Source organism: Microvirgula curvata (assembly GCF_054781615.1).
In genome coordinates, this window is the sequence record NZ_BAAGUB010000028.1 from 156,639 (window position 1) to 180,939 (window position 24,301).

Genomic DNA, 24,301 nt, shown 5'->3' on the forward strand with positions numbered 1-24,301 from the left:
ACCATGTCCAATTCCGCTTCGAAGCGCACCCGGGCCACGACCGAGCCGCTTGCCGTCCGCTGGGCACTGATCCTGCTGGCGCTGCTGTTCCTGACCCTGTTCCTGTTCGTGCCGCTGATCAGCGTGTTCTGGGAAGCGCTGTCCAGGGGCTGGGACCTGTACCTGGCCGCGCTGACCGACCCCGAGGCCGTCGACGCGATCAAGCTGACGCTGATCGCCGCGCTGATCTCGGTGCCGCTGAACCTGGTGTTCGGTGTCGCCGCTGCCTGGTCGATCGCCAAGTTCGAGTTTCGCGGCAAGAGTTTCCTGACCACGCTGATCGACCTGCCGTTCTCGATCAGCCCGGTGGTCGCCGGCCTGATCTACGTGCTGCTGTTCGGCGCGCAGGGCTGGCTGGGCCCGTGGCTGGCCGAGCACGACATCAAGATCATCTTCGCCGTGCCGGGCATCGTGCTCGCCACCGTGTTCGTCACTTTCCCGTTTGTCGCCCGCGAACTGATCCCGCTGATGCAGGCCCAGGGTACCGACGAGGAACAGGCGGCGATCGTGCTTGGCGCCTCGGGCTGGAAGACGTTCTGGAAGGTCACGCTGCCGAACATCAAGTGGGGTCTGCTGTACGGCGTGATCCTGACCAATGCCCGCGCGATGGGCGAGTTCGGTGCGGTATCGGTGGTGTCCGGCCATATCCGCGGCGAAACCAACACCATCCCGCTGCATGTGGAGATTCTGTACAACGAATACAACTTCGTCGGCGCCTTCGCCTGCGCGTCCCTGCTGGCCCTGCTGGCCCTGGTCACGCTGGTGCTGAAGTCCATCGTCGAATGGCGCGCCACGCGCCAGCAAAGCGCGGACGTGCCGCTGGAAGCCCGCGCCCGTCTTGCCACCGCTCACTGAATTGAAAGAATGACGGGAAAGATCGCATGAGCATCGCCATCCGCCAGATCCAGAAGACATTCGGCGACTTCGTCGCCCTCGACAACGTCAACCTCGACATCGCCTCGGGCGAACTGCTCGCCCTGCTCGGGCCGTCCGGCTGTGGCAAGACCACGCTGCTGCGCATCGTCGCCGGCCTGGAAACGCCGGACAGCGGCCAGATCCTGTTCCATGGCGAGGATGCGACCGAACGCCATGTGCGCGAGCGCAAGGTCGGTTTCGTGTTCCAGCATTACGCGCTGTTCCGCCACATGACGGTGTTCGAGAATGTCGCCTTCGGCCTGTCGGTACGGCCGCGTGCGACCCGGCCGCCGAAGGAGGTGATCCGCGAGAAGGTCATGTCGCTGCTGAAACTGGTGCAGCTGGACTGGCTGGCCGACGCCTACCCGTCGCAGCTGTCCGGCGGCCAGCGGCAGCGGATCGCACTCGCCCGTTCGCTGGCGGTCGAGCCCAAGGTGCTGCTGCTCGACGAGCCGTTCGGCGCGCTCGACGCCAAGGTGCGCAAGGATCTGCGTCGCTGGCTGCGCCGCCTGCACGATGAAATGCACATCACCAGCGTGTTCGTGACCCATGACCAGGAAGAGGCGCTGGAAGTGTCCGACCGGGTGGTGGTGATGAACCACGGCCGCATCGAGCAGGTCGGCAGCCCGGCGTCGATCTATGACGATCCGGCCTCGCCGTTCGTCACCCAGTTCCTCGGCGACGTGAACCTGTTCCACGGCCGGGTCGAAGCCGGACGCGTGGCGATCGGCGACTACCAGCACAAGCTGGAAGATGCGACCCGCGATGGCGATGCGACCATCTACGTGCGTCCGCACGATCTTGAAGTCAGCCGCGACGAAGACCGCGCGCTGGCCAGCGGCACCGTCGAGCACATCCATGCGGTTGGCCCGGTGGTGCGGGTCGAGCTGAACAGCCTGAGCGGGCAGGTTATCGACGTGGCGCTGAACCGCGACGATTACCGCGCCCTTGGCCTGATGCTTGGTGACCAGGTGTTCGTCCGGCCGAAAAAAGTGGCGGTATTCGTCGACGAAGGCGCGAACATCTGAGTTGTCGCCGGGGGCAGGCCCCGCTTCGCGCGTCCGCGCTTCAGTCCGGCAGCCAGTCGGCGATGCGGGTGATGTCCAGGTTCTCCTCGATCAGGTTCGCCAGCCGTTCGATATGCGCCTCGCGGAGCGCAGGGTAGTCGACGGGCACCGCGTCGGGCAGGCCGGCCCAGTGCAGCAGGGCGAGGCAGGCTTCCGGATGGTCGAACAGGCCGTGCAGATAGCTGCCCAGCACCTGGTCGTCGGCCGAGACCGCCCCCTCGTTGCCGTCGGCCAGCCGGATCGCCGGCCGGTCCAGCGCCGGGCCGGTCGACACGCCCATGTGGATCTCGTAGCCGGTGACGGCGGCATGGCCCGAGGCCAGCCATCCCTGCCGGCGTTCGAGCTGCTTGTGCGCATCCAGTGTCGTTTCCATGTCGAGCAGGCCGAGTCCCGGCGTGCTGCCGGCCGCACTTTCCAGCCCGAGCGGGTCGTGCAGCTGGCGGCCCAGCATCTGGAAGCCGCCGCAGATGCCGATCAGCCTGCCGCCGTAGCGCAGGTGACGGTCGATGGCGGCCTCCCAGCCATTGGCGCGCAGCCAGCCGAGGTCGTCGCGGACGTTCTTGCTGCCCGGCAGCACGATCAGGTCGGCCGGCGGAATCGGCTGGCCGGCGGGGACCAGCTGGAATTCGACCTGCGGATGCAGGCGCAGCGGGTCGAAGTCGGTGTGGTTGCTGAGACGGGGCAGGGCCGGCGCGATCACGCGCAGTATCCGCTCGCCGCTGGCCGCCACGCCCTGCGTGCCCTGGCTCAGGCTGTCCTCGGCCTCGATATGCAGTCCCTGCAGGTACGGCAGGACGCCGAGCACCGGCTTGCCGGTTTCGCGCTCCAGCCAGTCCAGTCCCGGCTGCAGCAGGGCGATGTCGCCGCGGAAACGGTTGATGACCAGGCCGACCACGCGCCGGCGCTCGCTGTCCGACAGCAGCGCCAGCGTGCCGACCAGATGGGCGAACACGCCACCCCGGTCGATATCGGCCACCAGGATCACCGGGCAGTCGACCGCTTCGGCAAAGCCCATGTTGGCGATATCGCCATCGCGCAGATTGATCTCCGCCGGGCTGCCGGCGCCTTCGACCAGGACGCAGTCGCAGCTTGCCGCCACCCGGCTGTGGGCTTCGAGCACCACGCTCAGCGCCCTGGGCTTGAAGCGGTGATAGGCGGCGGCGTCCATATTGCCGATCGAATGGCCAAGGACGATGACCTGCGAGCCGGTATTGCTGTTCGGCTTCAGCAGGATCGGGTTCATGTCGGTATGCGGTTCGATGCCGCAGGCCAGCGCCTGCACCGCCTGCGAGCGGCCGATCTCGCCGCCATCGACGGTGACCGCGCTGTTCAGCGCCATGTTCTGCGGCTTGAACGGCATGACCCGGATGCCGCGCCGTATGAGAAAGCGGCACAGGCCGGTGACCAGGGTGCTTTTGCCGGCATCGGAGGTGGTGCCCTGGATCATGAGGGTTCTGGCTGGCATGGCGGCGGGGACGGGTGAATGAGGACGGCCATTATAGGGGTGTCGCCTGCGCCGGGCGTGGCGGACGGCCGATCCGGCACAAACGCGGTACCCCGAAATCACGTATTATCCGGCGCTATTGCTGATGGTGCCCTTCGGGGTGAAACGGGAATGCGGTGTAAGACCGCGGCTGCCCCCGCAACTGTAAGTGACGAGCCCGCTTGACGATGCCACTGGACGATTCCGGGAAGGCCGCGCGGGTGATGACGCACGAGCCAGGAGACCGGCCATCGCCTTAGTCGACGTGAGTTGAAACCGGGCGGGGTGCACCGGGGGAAACCGCCAGCGGCCGTTCCGGCTGCGGCGCCTCGCTCGCGGCGACGCCCCCTGCACGAGGACGTCCTCCATGGCCCTGCCACCGCGCCGCTTCCGCCTTCCATCGTCGTTCTGCCCTGCCGCCGCACGGGTGCCGTCATGAGACGCCACGACCGCCATGTCCTGATGTGTACCGGCCCGCGCTGCACCGGCAACGGCGTCGAGGCCGAGGCGATGTTCAAGGTGCTCGGGCAGGCGATCGACGCGCGCGACGGGCTGTGCGTCAAGCGCACCCGCTCGCACTGCTTTGCCGTTTGCAGGGAAGGGCCGATCGCCGTCGTCTATCCGGACGGCGTCTGGTATCGCCAGGTTGATGCCGCCGCCGTCGAGCGCATCGTCGACGAACATCTGGTCAACGGTCGCCCGGTCGAGGCGCTGGTGTTCCACCGGCTCGGAACCGGCGATGTCGGGCAGGAGGCGGGCCAGTGAACACTCCCGTTTCCCGCGGCATCGTGCTGTTGACCCACGCCGGCACCGACCTGACCGCGCTGCAGCGCGTGCGTGCCGAACTGCCGGACGGTTTCGTGCCGGTCTCCGGCGTCAACCTGCAGACCATCGTCTGCCCGGACGGCATGGCCGCCGTGCTGGCCGGTCCGGTGGCGACTGCGCGCGTCGTCATTGTCCGCGTGCTGGGCCGCACCAGTGCCATTCCCGGTTTCGACACTCTGTGGAAGGACGCCCGCGCCCACGGACGCGCCCTGATCGTGGTCAGCGGCACCGGCGAGCCGGACCCGGATCTGGCAGCACAGTCGACCGTCCCGCCGTCCCTGCAGCATGAAGTGACCGCCTACCTGCAGGCCGGTGGCACCGGCAATATGGCGCAGCTGCTGCGTTTCCTTGCCGACTACCTGCTGATGACCGGCTTCGGCTACCTGCCACCGACGCCGCTGCCCGAGCACGGCATCCACCATCCGGAACTGTCGGCCGACTGCTCGCTCGACGACTGGCTGGCGATCCGCCGGCCGGACTGGCCGACGGTCGGCATCACCTTCTATCGCGCGCACTGGGTCAGCGGCAACACCCGCTTTATCGACAGCCTGGTCGACGCCCTGGCCGCGCAGCAGCTGAATGCGCTGCCGGTCTATACCGCCTCGCTGCGCACGCTGGACGGTGACGGCATGCCGGCGGCGATGCAGTTTTTTGTCGGAGCGGACGGCACGAGCCGCATCGATGCACTGATCAATACCACCTCGTTCGCCATGGGCGACGTGAACGCCGACGGGCCGACGCCGACCGGCTGGTCGGTGGCCGCTTTCGAGCGCCTTGACATCCCGGTGGTGCAGGCAATCACCAGCAGCATGACCCGGGCGCAATGGGAGCAGTCGGAACGCGGGCTGAATCCGCTCGACACGGCGATGAACGTCGCACTGCCGGAGTTCGATGGCCGCATCGTCAGCGTGCCAATGTCGTTCAAGCATGCCAGCGACGGTGCGCCGGCCGAACAGACCGACTATGCGCCGCTGCCCGACCGGGTGCGGCGCGTGGCCGGCATCACCGCACGGCTGGTACGGCTGCGTCGGGTGCCAGCCGCCGACAAGCGCATCGCTTTCATCTTTACCAACTCGAACAGCAAGGCGTCGCAGATCGGCAATGCCGTCGGCCTCGACTCGCCGGCCTCGCTGTTTGCCATGCTGCATGCGATGCAGGCGCGCGGCTATCGCATCGACGGGCTGCCGGACAGCAGCGATGCCCTGATCCACGAACTGATCGACCGCGGCGCCTATGACGAGGCCTATCTCAGCGACGACCAGCTGCGGCGGGCCGTGGCGGCCGTACCGGCGGCGCGTTACGCCGAGTGGTTTGCCGAGCTGCCGGACGCACTGCGCGAGCGGATGAGCGCGCGCTGGGGTGCCGCTCCGGGCAGTGCCTATGTCCATCAGGGCCGGCTGGTGTTTGCCGGGCTGGAATACGGCAATGCATTCGTCGCCCTGCAGCCGCCGCGCGGCTACGGCATGGACCCGGATGCGATCTACCACACGCCGGACCTGCCGCCGACCCATCACTATCATGCACTGTACTGCTGGCTGCGCGACGACTGGCGGGCCGATGCCATCGTCCACGTCGGCAAGCACGGGACGCTGGAATGGCTGCCGGGCAAGGGCGTCGGCGTGTCGGAAAACTGCTTCCCGGATGCGCTGCTCGGCGACATGCCGCTGTTTTACCCGTTCATTCTCAATGACCCGGGCGAAGGTTCGCAGGCAAAGCGCCGCGCCCATGCCGTGGTTATCGACCACCTGACGCCGCCGATGACCACCGCCGACACCTACGGGCCGCTGGCACAGCTGACACAGCTGGTCGACGAGTACTACCAGGTCGAGATGCTCGATCCGGGCAAGCTGCCGCTGCTGCAACAGCAGATCTGGGATCTGATCAAGGCCTCGAATCTCGATGCCGATCTGGCGGCGATGATGAAGCACGACCACGACCACGACCACGAGCCCGCCCCGGCACCGGCCGCGCCGACGGGCCTGTACCGGCCGAAGCCGGCGTCATCCGCCGCGCCCGGTGCCGGCAAGTACCGCATTGCCACGCCGGCAGCCGCGCACCCGCATGACCATGATCACGGCCATCACCACCACCATCATGATCATGACCATCACCACGATCATCACCACGATCATGACCACGACTGGGACGCCACGCTGAACGATGACGGCGTGCCGCTGACGCTGGCCGGCATGGACGGTGTCGATGTCGCCCACCTGATCGAGGATATCGACGGCTATCTGTGCGAGCTGGGTGCGGCGCAGATCCGCGACGGCCTGCATGTGCTGGGCCGCTCGCCGGATGGTGAGGCGCTGGTCGACATGATCTGCGCGCTGGTGCGCCTGCCGAACCTGGACGTGCCCGGCCTGCCGGCCGGGGTGGCGGCGGCGCTCGGGCTGGTGCTGGAGACGCTGCAGGCCGACAAGGGCCGGCGGCTGGAGCCGGTACCGCCCTTGCTGGCAGCGCTGGCCGATGCGCCGGTGGTGACCCGTGCCGATGCGCTGGATGTCATCGCCGCGCTGGGCCGCCGGCTGGTGGCCGGGCTGGCCGGACACGGTTTCGACCCGGCGGCGGTCAGCGCGGTGCTGGCGGCCGTGCTGCCCGGCGTCGTCGCCAGTGACGACATGGCGCGCACGCTGGCGTTTGTCTGCGCCGAACTGGTGCCAAACCTGGCGCGAACGCGCGAGGAAATCGACAACCTGCTGCACGGACTCGATGGCGGCTACGTGCCGGCCGGGCCAAGCGGCGCGCCGACGCGCGGCATGGCCCATGTGCTGCCGACCGGGCGCAATTTCTACTCGGTCGATCCGCGCGGATTGCCCTCGCAGGCCGCCTGGCGCATCGGCGCCGAGCTGGCCAGCGAGGTCATCGCCCGCCATCGCCAGGACACCGGGCATGATCCGGAGTCGGTCAGCATCAGCGTCTGGGGCACCAGCGCCATGCGTACCCATGGAGACGATATTGCCGAGATCCTGGCCTTGCTCGGTGTCCGGCCGACCTGGCAGGCCGAGAGCCGGCGCGTGTCCGGCATCGAGGTGATCGGACTGGCCGAACTGGGCCGGCCGCGCATCGACGTCACTGTGCGCATCAGCGGTTTCTTCCGCGATGCCTTTCCGCACCTGATCCAGCTGGTCGATGATGCGGTGCGGACGGTCGCGCTGCTCGATGAACCGGTCGATCGCAACTTTGTCCGCAAGCACTACCTGGCCGATCTGGCCGGCGAGCTGCTGGGCCGGCTGCCGCGTGACAGCGCCAGCCGGCGCGCGCTGTACCGGGTATTCGGTTCAAGACCGGGCACCTATGGTGCCGGCATCCTGCCGCTGATCAACGAGCAGAACTGGCAGGACGATGCCGACTTCGCCACCGCCTACGTCAACTGGGGCGGCTATGCATACAGCCGCGATGACCAGGGCGTCGACGCCCGCGACGACTTCCGCCACCGGCTGTCCGGCATCGAGGTCGCGCTGCACAACCAGGACAACCGCGAACACGACATTTTCGACAGCGACGACTACCTGCAGTACCACGGCGGCATGATCGCCACCATCCGCAGCCTGACCGGCCGCCAGCCACGGCAGGACTTCGGCGACACCCACGATCCGGCCAGCCCGACCGTGCGCGGACTGAAGGAGGAAGTGCTGCGGGTATTCCGTTCGCGCGTCGCCAATCCCAAATGGATAGACGGCATCCGCAAACACGGCTACAAGGGCGGACTGGAACTGACCGCCACCGTCGACTACCTGTTTGGCTACGATGCCACCGCGCACGTGGTCGACGACTGGGTGTACCAGCAACTGGCCGAAACCTACGCGCTGGACGCCGACATGCAGGCCTTCTTTGCCGACAGCAATCCGTGGGCGCTGCATGCCATCACCGAACGCCTGCTGGAAGCCGCGCAGCGCCAGCTGTGGGCCGAACCGGCGCCGGACACGCTGGAGGCGCTGCGCGCGCTGCACCTGCGCAGCGAGGCAATGCTCGAAGCCCGCGGTGACATTCCGCGCATTGGAGTCGACAAGGCATGAAACACGCTTATCCGTTTGTCGCCATCGTCGGCCAGCCGCAACTGAAGCGGGCGCTGCTGCTGTGCGCGATCGACCCTTCGCTCGGCGGCGTGCTGATCCGTGGCGACAAGGGCACCGCCAAGAGCACCGCCGCGCGCGGGCTGGTCGATGTGCTGCCGCCGATCACCCGGGTGCCGGGCTGCGCGTACAACTGCGCGCCGGATGCGCCGCTGGCCGAGTGCCCGCATTGCGGCGATGGCGCCACCCCGGTTGCCGTGACCGCGCCGGTGCCGTTCATCAACCTGCCGCTCGGCGCCACCGAAGACCGCGTGCTTGGCAGCCTCGATTTCGAGCAGGCGCTGAAACACGGCCGGCAGGCCTTCAAGCCCGGCTTGCTGGCGGCTGCCCACCGCGGGTTGCTGTATATCGACGAGGTCAATCTGCTGGCCGACCACCTGGTCGACGTGCTGCTGGACGTGGCGGCGATGGGCGTCAATACCGTGCAGCGCGAGGGGCTGTCGGTCAGCCATCCGGCCCGCCTCACCCTGCTCGGCACCATGAATCTGGAAGAAGGCGACCTGCGTCCGCAATTGCTGGATCGCTTCGGCATGATGGTCGAAGTCAGCGCGCCGCGCGATGCGGCGGTGCGGGCTGAAGTGGTGCGGCGGCGGCTGGCGTTCGAGGCCGATCCGGCCGGCTTTGTCGCCGGCTGGCGCGCGGAAACCGATGCGCTGCGCGACACGATCCGTGTCGCGCAGGCCGGTCTGCGCCGGGTGACGCTGTCCGATGCGCTGTTCGATTTCGTCAGCCAGCTGTGCTGCGAATTCGAGGTCGCCAGCCTGCGTGCCGACATTGTCATGCACAAGGCGGCGCGGGCGATGGCAGCACTGGACGGTCGCGAGGTGGTCAGTGCCGAAGACGTGCGCGATGCCGCCGGGCTGGTGCTGCCGCATCGTCGCCGGCGCAAGCCGTTCGAGCAGGCCGGTCTCGACCACGACAAGCTGGAGTCGCTGACCCGGCAGGCAGCGGCGCCGCCACCGCCGCCGTCCGATGGCCAGGACGGCCCGCCGCCCGATGACGACGCCACCCCTGCTCCCGCCGCCGATGAGCCGGACGATGAGCATGACGGGGACGGCGGGTCCGGCGTGGCGCCGGAGCGGCAATTTGCTGCCGCCGGGGCAGACGACGTCGCCCGCATCGACCTGCTGGCCCGTCAGGCGCATGAGGCCAGCGGCCGGCGCAGCAGCGTGGTCGGCGCCCGGCGCGGTCACTATGTGCGTGCGGTGCCGGACGAGGCGCCGGACCAGCTGGCGGTCGATGCCACGCTGCGCCATGCGCTGCTGCGCGACCCGCAGGCTTTCGGCGTCACCCGTGCCGACCTGCACGCCAAAGTCCGCGTCGGCACCCAGGCCAGCCTGATCCTGCTGGTGGTCGACGCGTCCGGCTCGATGGCCGCGCGCCGGCGCATGGAAGCGGTCAAGGGCGCGGTGCTCGGCCTGCTGCGGGATGCGTACCAGCGCCGTGACCAGGTCGCGGTGATTGCCTTCCGCGGCGACGAGGCCGAGCTGGTGCTGCCGCCGACACGCCAGGTCGAACAGGCGGAACAGGCCCTGCACGAACTGCCGACCGGGGGCCGTACGCCGCTGTCGCATGCGCTGCGGCTGGCCGCCGACACCCTGGCCCGGCATGGCGACACGCTGACGCCGCTGCTGGTGGTGCTCAGCGACGGCCGTGCCAATGTGGCGCTGGATGTGCATCTCGATCCGTGGGCCGAGGCGCTCGGGCTGGCCGGCCGGCTGGCGGAGAGCGGCCTGCCGGCGCTGGTGCTGGATACCGAGCAGGGTTTTGTCCGGCTGGGCCGCGCGCGCGAACTCGCGCAGGCGCTGCAGGCCGACTATGTACCGATGGACCAGTTGTCGGCCGAGGTGCTGGCGCTGTCCATCCGTGAACGCCAGGGCCGGTAAGGCACGGCGATTCCACTCAAATCAGGAACTGACATGATCATTTGCATAGGCGCCGGCCCCGGCGATATCGGCTACCTGCCGCAACGCTCGGCCGGGCTGATCCGCGACGCGGACGTGATCGCCGGCTTCGACGCGGTCGTCAATGTGGTGCGGCCGCTGATTCCGGCCCGTGCCGAGGTGGTGCTGATGGGCTACAAGGACCAGGTCGCGCAACTGGAACACGTGGCGCGCCTGCACCACGCCGGCAAGCGCTGCGTGGTGGTGTTCATGGGCGACATTCATTTCAGCGGCTTCCAGTATCTGGAACGGGTCGAGCGCGCCTGCGGCCATCCGGTCGAGACCATGCCCGGCCTGTCGTCGGCGCAGGTGCTGGCATCGCGCGCCAGGGTGTGCTTCGACGAAACCACCTTTATCACCTTCCATCGCCGTGGCGACCTGACGCCGTTCAAGCGCCATCTGGTCCATGTGCTGGAAGACCAGCGCAACGCCATCGTCATTCCGTGCCCGTGGGATGCGGCGCGCTCGTTCATGCCGTGCCATATCGCGGCCTATCTGCTGGAAAACGGCATTTCGCCGGCGCAGCCGACCGAAGTCTGGGAAAACCTGACCCGCGGCGAAGCCGAATGGCATGGCACGCTGGCCGAATGCGCGGACAAGACCTTCTCCGACATGAGCATCATGCTGATCCGCACGCTGCAGCCGATGGCGAGCCAGATCGAACCGGCGGAGGCCGCATGAGTGACGGCAGCGACTACGCGATCGTGCTGGCCGGTCACGGCAGCCGCGATCCGGACGGCGTGCGCGAGTTCATGGCGCTGGTCGGGCTGTTGCGCGAGCGCGCCGCCGGCCGGCCGGTCACGCACGGTTTCCTGGAATTTGCCGCGCCGACCCTGGACCAGGCGGTCGAGGCGGCCATCGCCGACGGTGCGCGGCGACTGGTGATGGTACCCGGCGTGCTGCTGGCTGCCACCCATGCCAAGAACGACATGCCGAGCGAGCTGCTGGCGCTGCAGCGCGCCCATCCCGGTGTCGATTTCCACTTTGGCGCGGCAATGGACCTGCATCCGAAACTGCTGGAACTGTGCCGGCTGCGGCTGATCGAGGCAGAGGCGCGCACGGCGCGCACCGTGGCCCGTGCCGATACCTGTCTGGTGGTGGTCGGCCGCGGTACGTCCGACCCGGATGCGAACTCGGAAATCTCCAAGCTGACGCGCATGCTGGAGGAAGGCATGGGCTACGGCGCATCGTTCGTCTGCTATTCCGGCACGGCGCGGCCGCTGGTCGCCGACGGGCTCCGGGCCGCCGCGCTGCTCGGCTATTCGCGCATCGTGGTGCTGCCGTATTTCCTGTTCGATGGCGTGCTGGTCAAGCGCATCTACGCGGCTGCCGCCGACCTCGCCGCCCGCCACCCGGAGATCGAAGTGTTGCCGGCCGGCTATCTCGGCGTGCATGCGCACGTGGCCGACGCATTCCTCGATCGCGCCCGCGAAGGCGTCGACGGGCGGGCGACGATGAACTGCGCGCTGTGCAAGTACCGGGTGCAGATCGTCGGCTTCGAGGAACAGGTCGGTCTGCCGCAGCAGGGCCATCATGGCGGCGTGCGCGGGCTGCTGGCGCGCGACGATGCGCCGGCGGAGGCGGTGCCATGGCCCGCGTACCAGCCGCACCCGATCGAGGCGGAAAGCATGCGCCTCATCGACGCCGGTCGCGACTGGTCCGGTGTGCCGGACGACCACCGCATCGTGCTGCGGCGGCTGGTGCATACCAGCGGTGACTTCGACATTGTCGACGACCTGTATTTCTCGCCCGGCGCGGTCGAGATCGGCATGCGTGCGCTGCTGCGCTGCCGGCGCATCGTGACCGACGTCACCATGGTGCAGACCGGACTGAAGCGCGCGGTGCTGGATCAGCTTGGCGTCGACACCTGGTGCGGCGTGCACGATGCGGAAACCCGCTTGCTGGCCGACGCGCACGGCATCACCCGCTCGGCCGCCGGCATCCGCCGCGCGTGGGAGAAATTCGGCAACGAGGTGGTGGTGGCGATCGGCGACGCGCCGACCGCGATCATGGAACTGGTACGGCTGGTGCGCGAGCACGGCTGGCGGCCGCAGCTGGTGGTCGGACTGCCGGTCGGCTTCGTTGGCACGCGCGAATGCAAGGAGGCGCTGCGCCGGCTGATGCAGGTGCCGCGCATCACCAATCGCGGTACGCGCGGTGGCTCGCCGTGGGCGGCGTCGGCGGTCAATGCGCTGATGATCGAGGCGATCGACCACGTGTATCGCCAGCAGGCGGACGCCGTACGATGAACGCCCCGGTGCGCCGTCCGTACGATCTGGCCACGCCGGCGCCGAACGGCCTGCGACGCGGCCGGACCACGGGCAGTTGCGCCACGGCAGCGGTCAAGGCCGCGTTGCTGCTGTTGCTGCGCGATGTCCGCGCCAGCGAGGTCGACATCAGCCTGCCGGACCCGGCGTTCTACCTGACCGTGCCGGTACAGGCGGTCGGGTTGCTGGACGGCGGCGCGGCCCGTGCCGAGGTACTGAAGTACGCTGGCGATGACCCGGACAACACCGATGGCGCGACGATTTTTGCCACGGTGACGCCGAACGGCAGCGGTGAACTGCGTTTTCTCGCCGCCGCCGGCGTCGGCACCGTCACCCTGCCCGGCCTGCGCATTCCGCCCGGCGAGGCGGCGATCAATCCGGTGCCGCGCGAGATGATGCGGCGGGCGGTGGCCGAGGTGCTGGCCGGTGCGCCGGACCCCGGCTTCGACCTGGCGATCGGCTGCGTAGATGGCGAGAAGATCGCCCGTCGCACTTTCAATCCGATGCTCGGCATTGTCGGCGGCATTTCCATCCTCGGCACCAGCGGCATTGTTGAACCGATGTCGCTGGCGGCCTGGATGGCGTCGATCGAAATCTATATCCGCGTGGCGCTGGGCGAACTGCCGGACGCCATCGCCTTCACCCCGGGCAAGATCGGGCGCGGCCATGCGGCGCAGGTTCTGGGTCTGCCCGGCACCCGGGTGGTGCAGATCGCCAACTTTGTCGGCACGTCGCTGGACTATGTCGAGGCGACGCTGCAGGAACGACAGGCCCGGCTCGGTACCCTGTGGGTGCTCGGCCACCCGGGCAAGATTGCCAAACTGCTCGACGGCGTGTGGGACACGCATTCGGGCAAAAGCGGCATGGCCATGGGCGGCGTGGCCGCCGTGGCCGCCGAATCCGGTTTTCCCGCCGCGCTGGTGACGCGCATCGGGGCAGCCAATACCGTGGAGAATGCAGTGCAGATCATGGCCAATGATGCCGGCGACCGCGCCCGCGCGTTCTGGAGTGAAATCGAACAGCGGGTGGCAGCGCGGATGCAGACGCGGGTGCCGAGCGTCGACCGGGTTGCCGTGCGCCTGTTCAGCATGGATGGCACGCCGCTGGGTGAAGCGGCAGGGGAGGCGGCATGAGCCAGTGCGGACGTTTCTTCGGCGTTGGCGTCGGCCCCGGCCCGGCCGGGCTGGTGCCGGTTGCCGCCCTCGAGGCGCTGCGCGGCGTCGACCTGATCTACCTGCCGCGCGCGCGCGGCAGCGAGGTGTCGGTGGCGCGACAGTGCCTGGCCGGGCTCGGGCTGGCCGACGACCGCCTCCGCGAAATCGAATTCGAGATGGACCCGGACCGCCGGGTGCTGGCGACGCACTATGCGGCGCTGGCGGCAACGGTGGCTGGCGAGCTGCAGCAGGGACGTGACGTCGCCTACCTGACCATTGGCGATTCGATGACCTACTCGACCTACGGCTATCTGCTTGCCGCGCTGCGCGAGCGGCTGCCCGGGCTCGAACACCGCACCTTTCCCGGCGTCACCAGCTTTGCCGCGACCGCGTCGGCACTGTCATGGCCGCTGGGCGAAGGCAAGGAACGCATCCTGATCCTGCCGTGCCCGGACGACATGACCGCGCTGCGCGCCGATATCGACAGCCACGACATCGTGGTGCTGATGAAAATCGGCGCCCGGCTGGGCGCGGTACTGGATCTGCTCGACGACATGGGCATTGCGCGGCATTGTGCCTTTGCCCGCCGTATCGGCCTGCCCGGCGAAGTGCTGTGCGATGACGTGAGCCGGCTCGATGCGTCGGCCAGCGGCTATCTGGCCACCCTGCTGATCCGCCGCGAGGCGAGAGAGAGACGACACGCATGAAAGTCTATTTCATCGGCGCCGGTCCCGGCGCTGCCGACCTGATCACCCTGCGCGGCAGCCGCCTGCTCGGCCGCGTGCCGATGGTGCTGTATGCCGGTTCGCTGGTGCCGGCCGAAATGCTGCAGCATTGCCGCGCCGATGCCGAGATCCTCGATACCGCCGAGCTGTCACTCGACCAGCAGGAAGCCTGCTATCGCCGCGCGCGTGATGCCGACCTGGACGTGGCGCGGCTGCATTCCGGCGATCCGGCCATCTACGGCGCGACCGCCGAGCAGATGCGCCGGCTGGAAGCACTCGGCATCGACTACGAGATCGTGCCCGGCGTGTCGTCGTTTACCGCCGCCGCCGCCGTCCTCGGCAGCGAACTGACCCGGCCGGCGGTGTCGCAGTCGGTCATCCTGACCCGGGTGTCCGGCCGGGCGTCGGCAGTGCCGGAGCGGGAGTCGATCGCCCGTTTTGCCGAGCACCAGGCGACCATGTGCATCTTCCTGTCCGGCCAGCGGCTGAAGCAGACCGTGGCCGACCTGCTGCTGCACTACCCGGCCGATACCCCGGTGGCGCTGGTGCGGCGCGCCAGCTGGCCGGACCAGACGATCCACCGCGCCACGCTGGCGACCCTGCTTGGCGGGGTGCGACAGAAGGACTGGCTGCTGACCACGCTGCTGCTGGTCGGCCCGGCGCTGTCACGCGACGGCGGGATCGAATCCAGCCTGTATGCGGCCGGTTTCACCCACCTGTTCCGCGACGGCAGCGACCGCAAGAAGCCGCGCGTGCGCCGTCGCACGGCGCCGGCAGCGGAGGACGCGAAATGAAGCCACCCGGACACACTTCTGCCATGACATCGCTGCGCCCCGCCGTGGTCGCCGGCAAGCTGAGCCCGTGCGCGGTCTGGCTGGTGCGGCCGGATGCGCAGCCGCTCGGCGAGCGACTGGCCACCGCACTTGATGCCGACTGCGTCCGGCCATGGCTGACACCCGGGCTGTCGCCACTGATCCAGTTCCGGCAGCAGTTTGCGTTGCGGCGGCAGTGGGTACTGGTCATGGCCAGCGGCATTGCCGTGCGCTATCTGGACGGTCTGACCGCCAGCAAGCATACCGACCCGGCGGTAGTGGTGCTCGATGAAGCGGCGCGCTTCGCCATCCCGCTGCTGTCCGGTCACGAGGGCGGCGCCAATGCCCTGGCCTACCGGCTGGCGCGACTGACCGGTGCCGTCCCGGTCGTGACCACCGCGACCGAGGCGCTGAAACCGCTGACGCTCGGCATCGGCTGCCGCCGCGGCAAGTCGGTCGACGAGATCGAACGTGCGGTGCTGCAGGTGCTGGATGGCCGTCCGCTGCGCATGGTGCGCGAGGTCGCCACCATCGACCTGAAAGCCGACGAACCCGGCCTGCTGGCGTTCTGCATCCGCTACGACCTGCCGTTGCGCGTCATCGACCGCGACGATGTCGCTGCCCGGGCATGGCTGAACCAGCCGTCCGACTGGGTGCGGCGCCATGTCGGCGTCGGCGGCGTGTGCGAGCCGTGCGCGCTGATCGCCAGCCCGCGCGGGCAACTGGTCGTGCCCAAGACCGCGGTCAATGGCGTGACCGTCGCCGTCGTCGACGATGGCCAGACCGCCGACACTGCCGGACCCTACCGGCCGCACTGGCGCCGCTGCCTGCCTGACGACTGCTAGGACGCCTTGCCGATGCAGCCTGTTTTCCTTCCCTTGCCGTGCTTCCGGCGCGGCAGCCTGAAAGCCATCCAATGAGCGGCAAACTTTATCTGGTCTCCGTCGGCCCGGGCAGTCATGAACTGATCCCGCCGATGGTGAAGACCGCCCTGCAGGCCAGCGACGTGGTCGTCGCCTACGAGCTGTATCTGACCTGGATCCGGCCATGGATTGCCGGCAAGGACATCCGCACCCTGCCGCTGACCCAGGAGCGCGACCGCGCGCAGCTGGCGATCGCCGAAGCCCGCGCCGGCCGGACCGTGGCGCTGGTGTCCAGCGGCGACATCGGCGTGTACGCCATGGCGGCGCTGGCATTCGAGGACATGGCCGACGATGACAGCTACGAGGTGCAGCTGATTCCCGGCATCACCTCGGCCAATGCCTGCGCATCCCTGCTCGGTTCGCCGCTGTCGCACGATTTCGCCACCCTGAGCCTGTCCGACCTGCTGTGCCCGTGGGACTGGATCGAGACCCGTGCCCGCCATATCGCCCAGGCCGACCTGGCGGCGGTGTTCTACAACGTGCAGAGCCGCCAGCGCCAGGAAGGCGTCTACCGCATTCTCGACATCATGCTCGAACACAAGCGGCCCGGGACCCTGTGCGGCATCGTCCGCAATGCCTACCGCGAGGGCCAGTCGGTCGAGATCGCCACCCTGGCCGAGCTGCGCACCCGCCAGTTCGACATGCTGACCACGCTGGTGATCGGCAACCGCTTTACCCGGCGCAAGCGCGACTGGATCTTCACCCCGCGCGGCTACGGCAACTGGGATGACACGCCGGACACGGTCACGGCGGACAGCCTGCCCGATGGCGCCGTGTGGGTGTTCTCCGGTACCGGTGACGGCAATGCGCTGGCACGCGAGATCGCCGGCCGCGGCCATGCGGTGGTGGTGTCCAGCGCCAGCGACTACGGTGCCGAACTGGTCGCGCAGGACTGCCCGGGCCTGACGCCGCTGGCCGGCCGGCTCGGCATCGAGCGCCGGCGCGAGCTGCTGGCCCGCAGCCGGGCGCGCTTCATCGTCGATGCAACCCACCCGTACGCGGCCGACATGTCACAGCAACTGATCGCGCTGGCAGCCGGGCAGAACCTGCCGTATCTGCGCTACGAGCGACCGGATGCGTGCGATCCGCACCCGGCCAGGCACTGCACCAGCATGGCCGGGGCGGCCGCACTGGCCATGGCGCACGGCCGGCGCATCTTTCTTGCCACCGGCAGCAAGGATCTGGCCGATTTCGTCCAGGCCGACGGTGCCGGCCAGCACGCCTGGTTCGTGCGCCTGGCACCGGACCCGCTGCACCTGCAGCGCGCGCTCGACCTCGGCATTCCGCGCTCCCGGCTGTGCGCGATGCAGGGGCCGTTCTCGCAGCAGGCCAACGAGACGCTGTGGCGCGACTGGGGCATCGACTGCGTGGTGACCAAGCAGTCCGGCGCGGCCGGCGGTTATCCGGCCAAGGCCGCGGCGGCGGCGGCGCTGGGCATTCCGCTGATCGTGGTCGACCGGCCGCAGGTCGATTACCCGGCCATGGCCACCGATTTCGGCGCCGTTCTGGCCGCTTTGCCGGAGATTGCCGCATGAACCGCATTCCGGTCACCCTCATCACCGGCTTTCTCGGCGCCGGCAAGACCACCTTGCTGTCGAACCTGATCCGCACCAGCCGCAACCGCCGGCTGGCCATCCTGGTCAACGAATTCGGCGAGGTGTCGATCGACGGCGCGCTGCTGCGCGACGATGGCCGCAGCGCGGACGCGGAAATCCACGACCTGCCGAACGGACTGATTGCCTATGGCGACGATCAGGACTTTCTGCCGACGCTGCAGGCCCTGTGGGCGCGGCGCGAGCAGATCGACCATATCCTGATAGAGACCTCCGGTCTGGCCCTGCCGACTGCGGTCATGGAGCGCCTGCAGGGCGACGACCTGGCGCCGTATTTCGTGCTCGACGCCACGCTGGCGGTGGTCGATACGCCATTGCTGCTGGCCGGCGATTTTGATCCGGCAACGGATGGCGATCCGGTCGCCAGCCTGTTCCGGCAGCAACTGGCCAGCGCCGACATTGTGGTGCTGAACAAGATTGGCGGGCTTGACGACGACGCGCTGCTCGACGCCGAAGCCCGCGTGCGCGGGCTGGCGCCGGCGATCCGCTTTATCGAGCTTGCGCATGATGCGCGGCTGGATACCCGGCTGACGCTCGGCCTGCACCTGCACGAAGTGGCCGGCAGCGGCCATCGCCACTACGGCCCGGTCGCCACCCTGCCGGGGCTGAACCTGCGCCCGCTGTCCGACCAGCGACCGCTCGACGGCCACAGCCATGGCGGCCTCGGCGCCCACAGCCACGGCCTTGCCACCCATCGCCATTTCCATGAGCAGGACCCGGGCTGGCAGTCGTTTACCGTCAGCAGCACCGAGGCGCAGGATGCCGACACGCTGCGCCGGGCGCTGATCGCCATCGCCCGCTGCGAGCCGCTGCTGCGCATCAAGGGCTTCGCCCCGGCAGCCGGCGGCCGGTTGCGCATCCAGGCGGTGCGCAGCCGGGTCGACGTGCAGCTGCAGGACGCCGACACCCCGGTGCGGCCGGCGCAACTGGTGTGCATCGGCTACCACCCGAGCCGTCCGCGCGTGATCGAACAACTGAACGAACTGACCGGCACCCGCTGGCGTTAGGAGATCTCCATGAAAACCGATCCGGCTTCCCACCAGCGCATGACCGAGCGACGCAAGGCCGGCTTCGACAAGAAGCAGGCTGCTGCTGCCGGCGAAAAAGGCCTGCTGATCGTCCATACCGGCATCGGCAAGGGCAAGAGCAGCGCCGCCTTCGGCATGGGGCTGCGCGTGGTCGGCCACGGCATGCGGCTCGGTGTGGTGCAGTTCATCAAGGGCGCGCTGCATACCGCCGAGCGCGATCTGCTCGGCGGCTTCGACAACTGCGATTTCCTGACCGTCGGCGACGGCTACACCTGGAACACCCAGGACCGCGACGCCGATATCGCCACCGCCCGCCGGGGCTGGGACGAGGCGCAGCGGATGATCGCCGGCGGCGACTACGACATGGTGATCCTCGACGAGCTGAACGTCGTGCTCAAGTATGACTACCTGCCGCTCGACGAAGTACTGGCGACCTTCGCCGCCCGCCCGGCCGCGCTGCATGTGGTCGTGACCGGCCGCCATGCGCCGGACGCGCTGATCGAGGCGGCCGACCTGGTGACCGAGATGCGGCTGGTCAAGCACCCGTACCGCGAGCAGGGCATCAAGGCCCAGCAGGGTGTCGAGTTCTGAGCATGGGCGAGCGCATTCGCCATTGCCCGGCGCTGTTTCTGACCGCGCCGGCGTCGCACCAGGGCAAGACCACGCTGTGTGCCGGGCTGGCCCGTCACCATCGTGACCAGGGCCGTCGGGTACGGGTGTTCAAGACCGGGCCGGACTTTCTCGACCCGTACATTCTGGAACGCGCATCCGGCCAGCCGGTCCACGCGCTCGACCTGTGGATGACCGGCGAGCAGGACTGCCGCCAGCGGCTGTACCAGGCTGCCGGCGATGCCGATCTGATCCTGATCGAAGGCAGCATGGGACTGTTCGACGGCACACCGTCGAGCGCCGACCTGGCAGCGACCTTCGGCGTGCCGGTGCTGGCGGTGATCGACACCACCGGCATGGCGCAGACCTTTGCCGCCGTGGCGCACGGGCTGGCGAGTTTCCGGCCCGACCTGCCGTTTTATGGCGTGCTGGCCAACCGCGTTGCCAGCGAGCGCCATGCCGAAATGCTGCTGCAGGCGCTGCCGCCCCATCTTCGCTGCGTCGGCTGCGTGCCGCGCGACGAGACAATGACCCTGCCCGAGCGCCATCTGGGACTGGTGCAGGCGCAGGAAATCGATGATCTGGAACACCGGCTGAAGATTGCCGCCACGCAGATTGCCGCCACTGCGCTGACAACGCTGCCTCCGCCGGTTGCCTTCGCCCCGGTCGGGTGCCTGCCACTGGCGCCACGACTGGCCGGCGTGCGCATCGCCATTGCCCGCGATCGTGCGTTCTCGTTCCTGTATCCGGCCAATGTCGAGTGCCTGACCGCGCTGGGGGCCGAACTGGTGTTTTTCTCGCCGCTGGCCGACGAGCCACTGCCGGCAGCCGATGCGGTCTACCTGCCGGGCGGTTACCCGGAGCTGCACCTGGACGCACTGGCGGCGAACCGGATCAGCGCGGACACGCTGCGCGCGCATGTCGACGCCGGCAGGCCGCTGTATGCCGAATGCGGTGGCATGCTCTATCTGCTGGACCGGCTGACCGACGGCGCCGGCCACGGCGCGGCCCTGCTCGGCCTGCTGCCGGGACAGGCCCGGGTCCAGCGCCGGCTGGCCGGCCTCGGCCTGCAGGCGGTCGAGCTGGATGGCGGCACGCTGCGCGGGCACACCTTCCACTACTCGCGGCTGGACACGCCGCTGACGCCGCTGACCCATGCCCGGCGCGCAAGCGGCGGGGCGGCCGGCGAGGCGGTCTATCGCCATCGCGGCATTACCGCCAGCTATCTGCACGCCTACTTCCCGTCGCAGCCGGAGGCGGCCGCGCGGCTGTTCCTGCCCGCCGGGGCCTAGTCGACCCGCTTCCAGCGCATGGTTTCGCCGGCGCGGAACGGGACCAGCTGCTGATCGCCATACGGCAGACTGTCCGGCACGGTCCAGCTTTCGCGCGCCAGGGTCAGGGTGCCGGTGTTGCGCGGCAGGCGGTAGAAGTCCGGGCCGTGGTGGCTGGCGAAAGCTTCCAGCCGGTCCAGCGCGTCGGCATCCTCGAACACCTCGGCATACAGCGGCATCGCCGCCAGCGCGGTGTACATGCCGGCGCAGCCACAGGCGGTTTCCTTCGCGTGCCGGGCGTGCGGTGCGCTGTCGGTGCCAAGGAAGAACTTCGGCGACCCGCTGGTGACGGCGGCGACCAGCGCGCGGCGATGTTCCTCGCGCTTCAGGATCGGCAGACAGTACAGGTGCGGACGAATGCCGCCCTGGAAGATCGCATTGCGGTTCAGCAGCAGGTGATGGGCGGTGACGGTTGCCGCCAGATTGTCGCCGGCGGCGGCGACGAACTCGGCTGCCTGGCGGGTGGTGATGTGCTCCATGACCACCCGCAGCGTCGGCAGTTCGCGCAGCAGCGGCATCAGCACGGTGTCGATGAAGACCGCTTCGCGGTCGAAGATGTCGATCTGCGGATCGGTCACCTCGCCGTGAACCAGCAGCGGCACGCCGCGCTCGGCCATGCGCTCCAGCGTCTTCATGCACTTCTGCAGGCTGGTGACGCCGGCGTCGGAGTTGGTGGTCGCCCCGGCCGGGTACAGCTTCAGCGCGTGGACAAAGCCCGATTCCGCCACCCGGTCGATTTCGTCCGCCGGGGTGTTGTCGGTCAGGTACAGCGTCATCAGCGGCGTGAATGACAGGCCGGACGGCAGCAGCGCCGCGGTGATCCGGTCGCGGTAGGCGGCCGCCAGCGCGACGGTGGTGACCGGCGGCTTCAGGTTCGGCATGACGATGGCGCGGGCGAATTCGCTTGCGGTATGCGCAACGACGGCATGCAGTGCCGCTTCGTCGCGCAGGTGCAGGTGCCAGTCGTCGGGGCGGGTCAGGGTCAGGAATTGGGTCATCGGCAGGGCTTCCGTGATTACTTGCGACGCAGCACGAGACGGAACTTGCCGTCATCGGTCTGACCGGACTCGACCAGCACATTGCCGGTCTGGCGACAGAAGGCTTCGAAATCGGTCGGCGCGGCCGGGTCGGTGGCGATGACCTCCAGCGTCTGGCCGCTGGTCAGCGTGGCCAGGGCCTTCTTGGCACGCAGCATTGGCAGCGGGCAGGACAGGCCGCTGACGTCGAGCTTGTGATCGGGGATCATGCGTTTCTCTAACGGGGAATCGGGCAGGAGCCCATGTTACCCGGCTGCCGCAAACGCTGAAAGTTGCGCCCGCGCTGGTCGCGGGCCGGCCGGGCCGGGTATCCTTCCGCCGTTGCGGCATTTCGCCGTCGGACAGGTTGACCATGTGCCTCATTGCTCTTGCCGTTCATGCCATTCCCGGTCAGTCGCTGGTAGTGCTCGCCAACCGTGACGAGTTCGTCGCGCGTGAATCCGCGGTGGCCGACTGGTGGGAAGATCGCCCCGACACGCTCGGTGGCCGCGATCTGGTCGCCGGGGGCTCGTGGCTGGCAATCCGTCGCGACGGCCGTTTCGCCGCCGTGACCAATGTCCGTCAGGGCCGTCCGGGCAGCGGCGAAAAAAGCCGTGGCGAGCTGGTCACGTCGTTCCTGGCGTCCGATCTGTCGCCGGCAGCCTATGCCCGGGAACTGAAAGACCTTGCGCCGGCCTATGCGCCGTTCAATCTGGTGTTCGGCCATGCCAACGAACTGCTGGTTTTCCACAGCCCGACCCGCGAGCTGAGCCGGCTGACGCGCGGCGTGCACGGCATCAGCAACGGCCGTCCCGATGCGCCGTGGCCGAAAACGCGCCGGCTGGGCGAGCATCTGACCGGACTGAGCCGGCTGCCGTCGCAGGACACCCTGTTCGAGTGGCTGTCCGATACCGAGGAAGCCGGTATCCATGAATTGCCGAATACCGGCGTCGGCACGGCGCGCGAGCGCTTTCTGTCGCCGGTATGCATCCAGGGTGCCGATTACGCGACCCGCGCCAGTACCGTGGTCGCCGTCGACACCCGTGGCCGGGTCTCGTTCTGCGAACAGCCCTGGCATGCCGGCCGGCCGCTGGGCCGGCGCCCATTCACCTTTACCCTGGAGTCGCGTCCGTGAACGCCATTCGTTTTCTGCCCGTCATCGCGCTGGCCTTCGTCACCCTTGCCCATGCCGGCGACAACAGCGGCGAATACAACCGCAACTATGAATGGAAGCCGGACGAGGTCAAGCAGGACACTGCCGTCACCCTGCCGGCCTGGGTCGCCGACGACGGCTGGCTGCCGTACAACGCCGGCCGCATGCACAAGAACCGTTATTTTGTCGCGCCGTCGTCAATCTCGCTGGTGGCCGACGGCAGCGTGCGCTATGCGCTGAAGGTGGTCAGCCCCGAAGGCGCGCAGAACTATCTGTATGAAGGCATGCGCTGCGAAAACAGCCAGACCATCCGCTATGCGACCGGCCGGCCGGAATCGAAGAGCTGGCGGATGAGCCCGAAGTCCGAATGGCGCAAGCTGATTCCCGGCGACGTGCCGCAGGTGCAACTGAAGTATGACGTGTTCTGCCCGGACCAGGACCGGCCGGTGGTGTCGGTCGAGCAGGCGGTCAAGCTGCTGCAGAACAACCGCTGACCGGTGGCGCTGGACATCCTGTACCGCGATGACGATCTGGTCGCGGTCCACAAGCCGTCCGGGCTGCTGGTTCACCGCTCGGACATCGACCGTCACGAAACGCGCTTCGCCGTGCAGAGCGTGCGCGACCAGCTCGGCTGCCGGGTCTACCCGGCCCACCGGCTCGACAAGCCGACTTCCGGCGTACTGCTGTTCGGGCTGACGCCGGCGGCGGGCCGGGCGCTGTCGCAGGCGTTCGAGGCGCAGACCGTCGACAAGCGCTATCTGGCGGTAGTGCGTGGCTGGCCGGACGAGGGCGGGGAAATCGATCATCCGCTGCGGCGCATCGTCGATCACTACGCGCCGGGCGAAGTCCACGACGACAGCCCGCCGCAGGCGGCGCTGACGCGGTTTCGCCGGCTGGCGACCATCGAGCTGCCATGGGCGGTCGACCGCTATCCGAGCTCGCGCTACGCGCTGGTCGAACTCGATCCGCAGACCGGCCGGCGCCACCAGCTGCGCCGGCACCTGAAGCACGTCAGCCACCCGATCATCGGCGATGCGACCTATGGCAAGGGCCGGCACAACCGCGCGTTTGCCGAGGCATTCGGCGTGTCGCGGCTGCTGCTGGCCTGCATGCGGATGTCGTTCGCCCATCCGGTCGATGGCCGGCCGCTGACCGTGGCGTGTCCGCTGGCCGCGGATTTCCTGCAGGTGGTCGACGCGCTCGGCTGGCGCGACGCGCTGCCGGACTGACATGGTCGGGTTACCGAGGGAACCGGGCAACCACGCCCGCAGTGCCCATCGTGGCGAGTCCCGGTATTCTCTCTCGTGACGGGTTCTGACTGG

21 protein-coding genes and 1 riboswitch are annotated in these 24,301 nt (G+C 68.6%); of the genes, 18 read left to right on the forward strand and 3 right to left on the reverse strand.

The window, feature by feature from the left end:
• Positions 1-3: 3 nt before the first annotated feature.
• Together cysW and ACYVG8_RS11745 are read left to right on the forward strand one after the other, a co-directional pair.
• Positions 4-894, forward strand: coding sequence for a sulfate ABC transporter permease subunit CysW (gene cysW / locus ACYVG8_RS11740; RefSeq protein ID WP_028498605.1), 891 nt, complete (start codon positions 4-6; stop codon positions 892-894).
• Between the two features lie 26 nt (positions 895-920).
• Positions 921-1,982 (forward strand): sulfate/molybdate ABC transporter ATP-binding protein, encoded by a 1,062-nt coding sequence (locus ACYVG8_RS11745; RefSeq protein WP_028498604.1) that lies wholly within the window; start codon positions 921-923, stop codon positions 1,980-1,982.
• 40 nt (positions 1,983-2,022) lie between these two features.
• Here the strand turns inward: ACYVG8_RS11745 and ACYVG8_RS11750 are convergent, their stop codons facing one another.
• Positions 2,023-3,468, reverse strand: coding sequence for a cobyric acid synthase (locus tag ACYVG8_RS11750; RefSeq protein WP_234413007.1), 1,446 nt, complete (start codon positions 3,466-3,468; stop codon positions 2,023-2,025).
• Positions 3,469-3,593: 125 nt separating this feature from the next.
• Positions 3,594-3,771: riboswitch (cobalamin riboswitch) on the forward strand.
• 168 nt (positions 3,772-3,939) lie between these two features.
• Here ACYVG8_RS11750 and ACYVG8_RS11755 point away from each other — a divergent pair.
• From ACYVG8_RS11755 to ACYVG8_RS11815, 13 genes are all read left to right on the forward strand, one after another.
• Entirely contained in the window at positions 3,940-4,269 is a 330-nt protein-coding gene (locus ACYVG8_RS11755; RefSeq protein ID WP_107888914.1) for a (2Fe-2S) ferredoxin domain-containing protein, read from the forward strand.
• Complete coding sequence (locus ACYVG8_RS11760; RefSeq protein WP_460745865.1) at positions 4,266-8,348, forward strand: cobaltochelatase subunit CobN; 4,083 nt, start codon at positions 4,266-4,268, stop codon at positions 8,346-8,348. Before ACYVG8_RS11755 ends, ACYVG8_RS11760 begins: the two co-directional genes overlap by 4 nt.
• Positions 8,345-10,291 (forward strand): putative cobaltochelatase, encoded by a 1,947-nt coding sequence (locus ACYVG8_RS11765; protein WP_460745867.1) that lies wholly within the window; start codon positions 8,345-8,347, stop codon positions 10,289-10,291. Before ACYVG8_RS11760 ends, ACYVG8_RS11765 begins: the two co-directional genes overlap by 4 nt.
• A 33-nt stretch (positions 10,292-10,324) precedes the next feature.
• Positions 10,325-11,029, forward strand: coding sequence for a cobalt-precorrin-7 (C(5))-methyltransferase (locus ACYVG8_RS11770; protein WP_028498599.1), 705 nt, complete (start codon positions 10,325-10,327; stop codon positions 11,027-11,029).
• Positions 11,026-12,597: a precorrin-8X methylmutase gene (locus ACYVG8_RS11775; protein WP_460745868.1), complete on the forward strand. Its 1,572-nt coding sequence runs from the start codon at positions 11,026-11,028 to the stop codon at positions 12,595-12,597. Before ACYVG8_RS11770 ends, ACYVG8_RS11775 begins: the two co-directional genes overlap by 4 nt.
• The gene (gene cbiD, locus ACYVG8_RS11780) at positions 12,594-13,748 is read left to right on the forward strand and encodes a cobalt-precorrin-5B (C(1))-methyltransferase CbiD (protein WP_112691986.1); all 1,155 of its coding nucleotides are present in this window, start codon (positions 12,594-12,596) and stop codon (positions 13,746-13,748) included. Before ACYVG8_RS11775 ends, cbiD begins: the two co-directional genes overlap by 4 nt.
• Positions 13,745-14,476, forward strand: coding sequence for a precorrin-2 C(20)-methyltransferase (gene cobI / locus ACYVG8_RS11785; RefSeq protein ID WP_460745869.1), 732 nt, complete (start codon positions 13,745-13,747; stop codon positions 14,474-14,476). Before cbiD ends, cobI begins: the two co-directional genes overlap by 4 nt.
• Positions 14,473-15,288, forward strand: coding sequence for a precorrin-4 C(11)-methyltransferase (gene cobM / locus ACYVG8_RS11790; RefSeq protein WP_281661084.1), 816 nt, complete (start codon positions 14,473-14,475; stop codon positions 15,286-15,288). Before cobI ends, cobM begins: the two co-directional genes overlap by 4 nt.
• A 23-nt stretch (positions 15,289-15,311) precedes the next feature.
• Positions 15,312-16,151, forward strand: a complete 840-nt coding sequence (locus tag ACYVG8_RS11795) for a cobalamin biosynthesis protein (RefSeq protein WP_234413005.1) — start codon at positions 15,312-15,314, stop codon at positions 16,149-16,151.
• A gap of 71 nt (positions 16,152-16,222) precedes the next feature.
• Positions 16,223-17,764: a precorrin-3B C(17)-methyltransferase gene (gene cobJ / locus ACYVG8_RS11800; RefSeq protein WP_028498594.1), complete on the forward strand. Its 1,542-nt coding sequence runs from the start codon at positions 16,223-16,225 to the stop codon at positions 17,762-17,764.
• Positions 17,761-18,849 carry a CobW family GTP-binding protein gene (locus ACYVG8_RS11805; protein ID WP_460745870.1) on the forward strand — a complete coding sequence of 363 codons (1,089 nt, stop codon included), beginning with the start codon at positions 17,761-17,763 and terminating at the stop codon, positions 18,847-18,849. The genes cobJ and ACYVG8_RS11805 overlap by 4 nt, the downstream gene beginning before the upstream one ends.
• A gap of 9 nt (positions 18,850-18,858) precedes the next feature.
• Positions 18,859-19,461 carry a cob(I)yrinic acid a,c-diamide adenosyltransferase gene (cobO, locus tag ACYVG8_RS11810; RefSeq protein ID WP_028498592.1) on the forward strand — a complete coding sequence of 201 codons (603 nt, stop codon included), beginning with the start codon at positions 18,859-18,861 and terminating at the stop codon, positions 19,459-19,461.
• A 2-nt stretch (positions 19,462-19,463) separates the two neighbouring features.
• Complete coding sequence (locus ACYVG8_RS11815; protein WP_460745871.1) at positions 19,464-20,771, forward strand: cobyrinate a,c-diamide synthase; 1,308 nt, start codon at positions 19,464-19,466, stop codon at positions 20,769-20,771.
• Here the strand turns inward: ACYVG8_RS11815 and pyrC are convergent.
• A complete protein-coding gene (gene pyrC, locus ACYVG8_RS11820) occupies positions 20,768-21,808 on the reverse strand; it encodes a dihydroorotase (protein ID WP_028498590.1) in 1,041 nt (346 codons plus the stop codon). The genes ACYVG8_RS11815 and pyrC overlap by 4 nt on opposite strands.
• 17 nt (positions 21,809-21,825) lie before the next feature.
• On the reverse strand, positions 21,826-22,056 hold the full coding sequence (locus ACYVG8_RS11825; RefSeq protein ID WP_028498589.1) for a sulfurtransferase TusA family protein: 231 nt from the start codon (positions 22,054-22,056) through the stop codon (positions 21,826-21,828).
• Between the two features lie 143 nt (positions 22,057-22,199).
• Between ACYVG8_RS11825 and ACYVG8_RS11830 the strand changes: the two genes are divergently transcribed.
• The 3 genes from ACYVG8_RS11830 to ACYVG8_RS11840 are packed head-to-tail and all read left to right on the forward strand — an operon-like array spanning position 22,200 to position 24,208.
• Complete coding sequence (locus ACYVG8_RS11830; RefSeq protein ID WP_107888906.1) at positions 22,200-22,961, forward strand: NRDE family protein; 762 nt, start codon at positions 22,200-22,202, stop codon at positions 22,959-22,961.
• The gene (locus ACYVG8_RS11835; protein ID WP_028498587.1) at positions 22,958-23,473 is read left to right on the forward strand and encodes a CNP1-like family protein; all 516 of its coding nucleotides are present in this window, start codon (positions 22,958-22,960) and stop codon (positions 23,471-23,473) included. The genes ACYVG8_RS11830 and ACYVG8_RS11835 overlap by 4 nt, the downstream gene beginning before the upstream one ends.
• 3 nt (positions 23,474-23,476) lie before the next feature.
• A complete protein-coding gene (locus ACYVG8_RS11840; protein WP_460745872.1) occupies positions 23,477-24,208 on the forward strand; it encodes a pseudouridine synthase in 732 nt (243 codons plus the stop codon).
• Positions 24,209-24,301 lie beyond the last annotated feature (93 nt).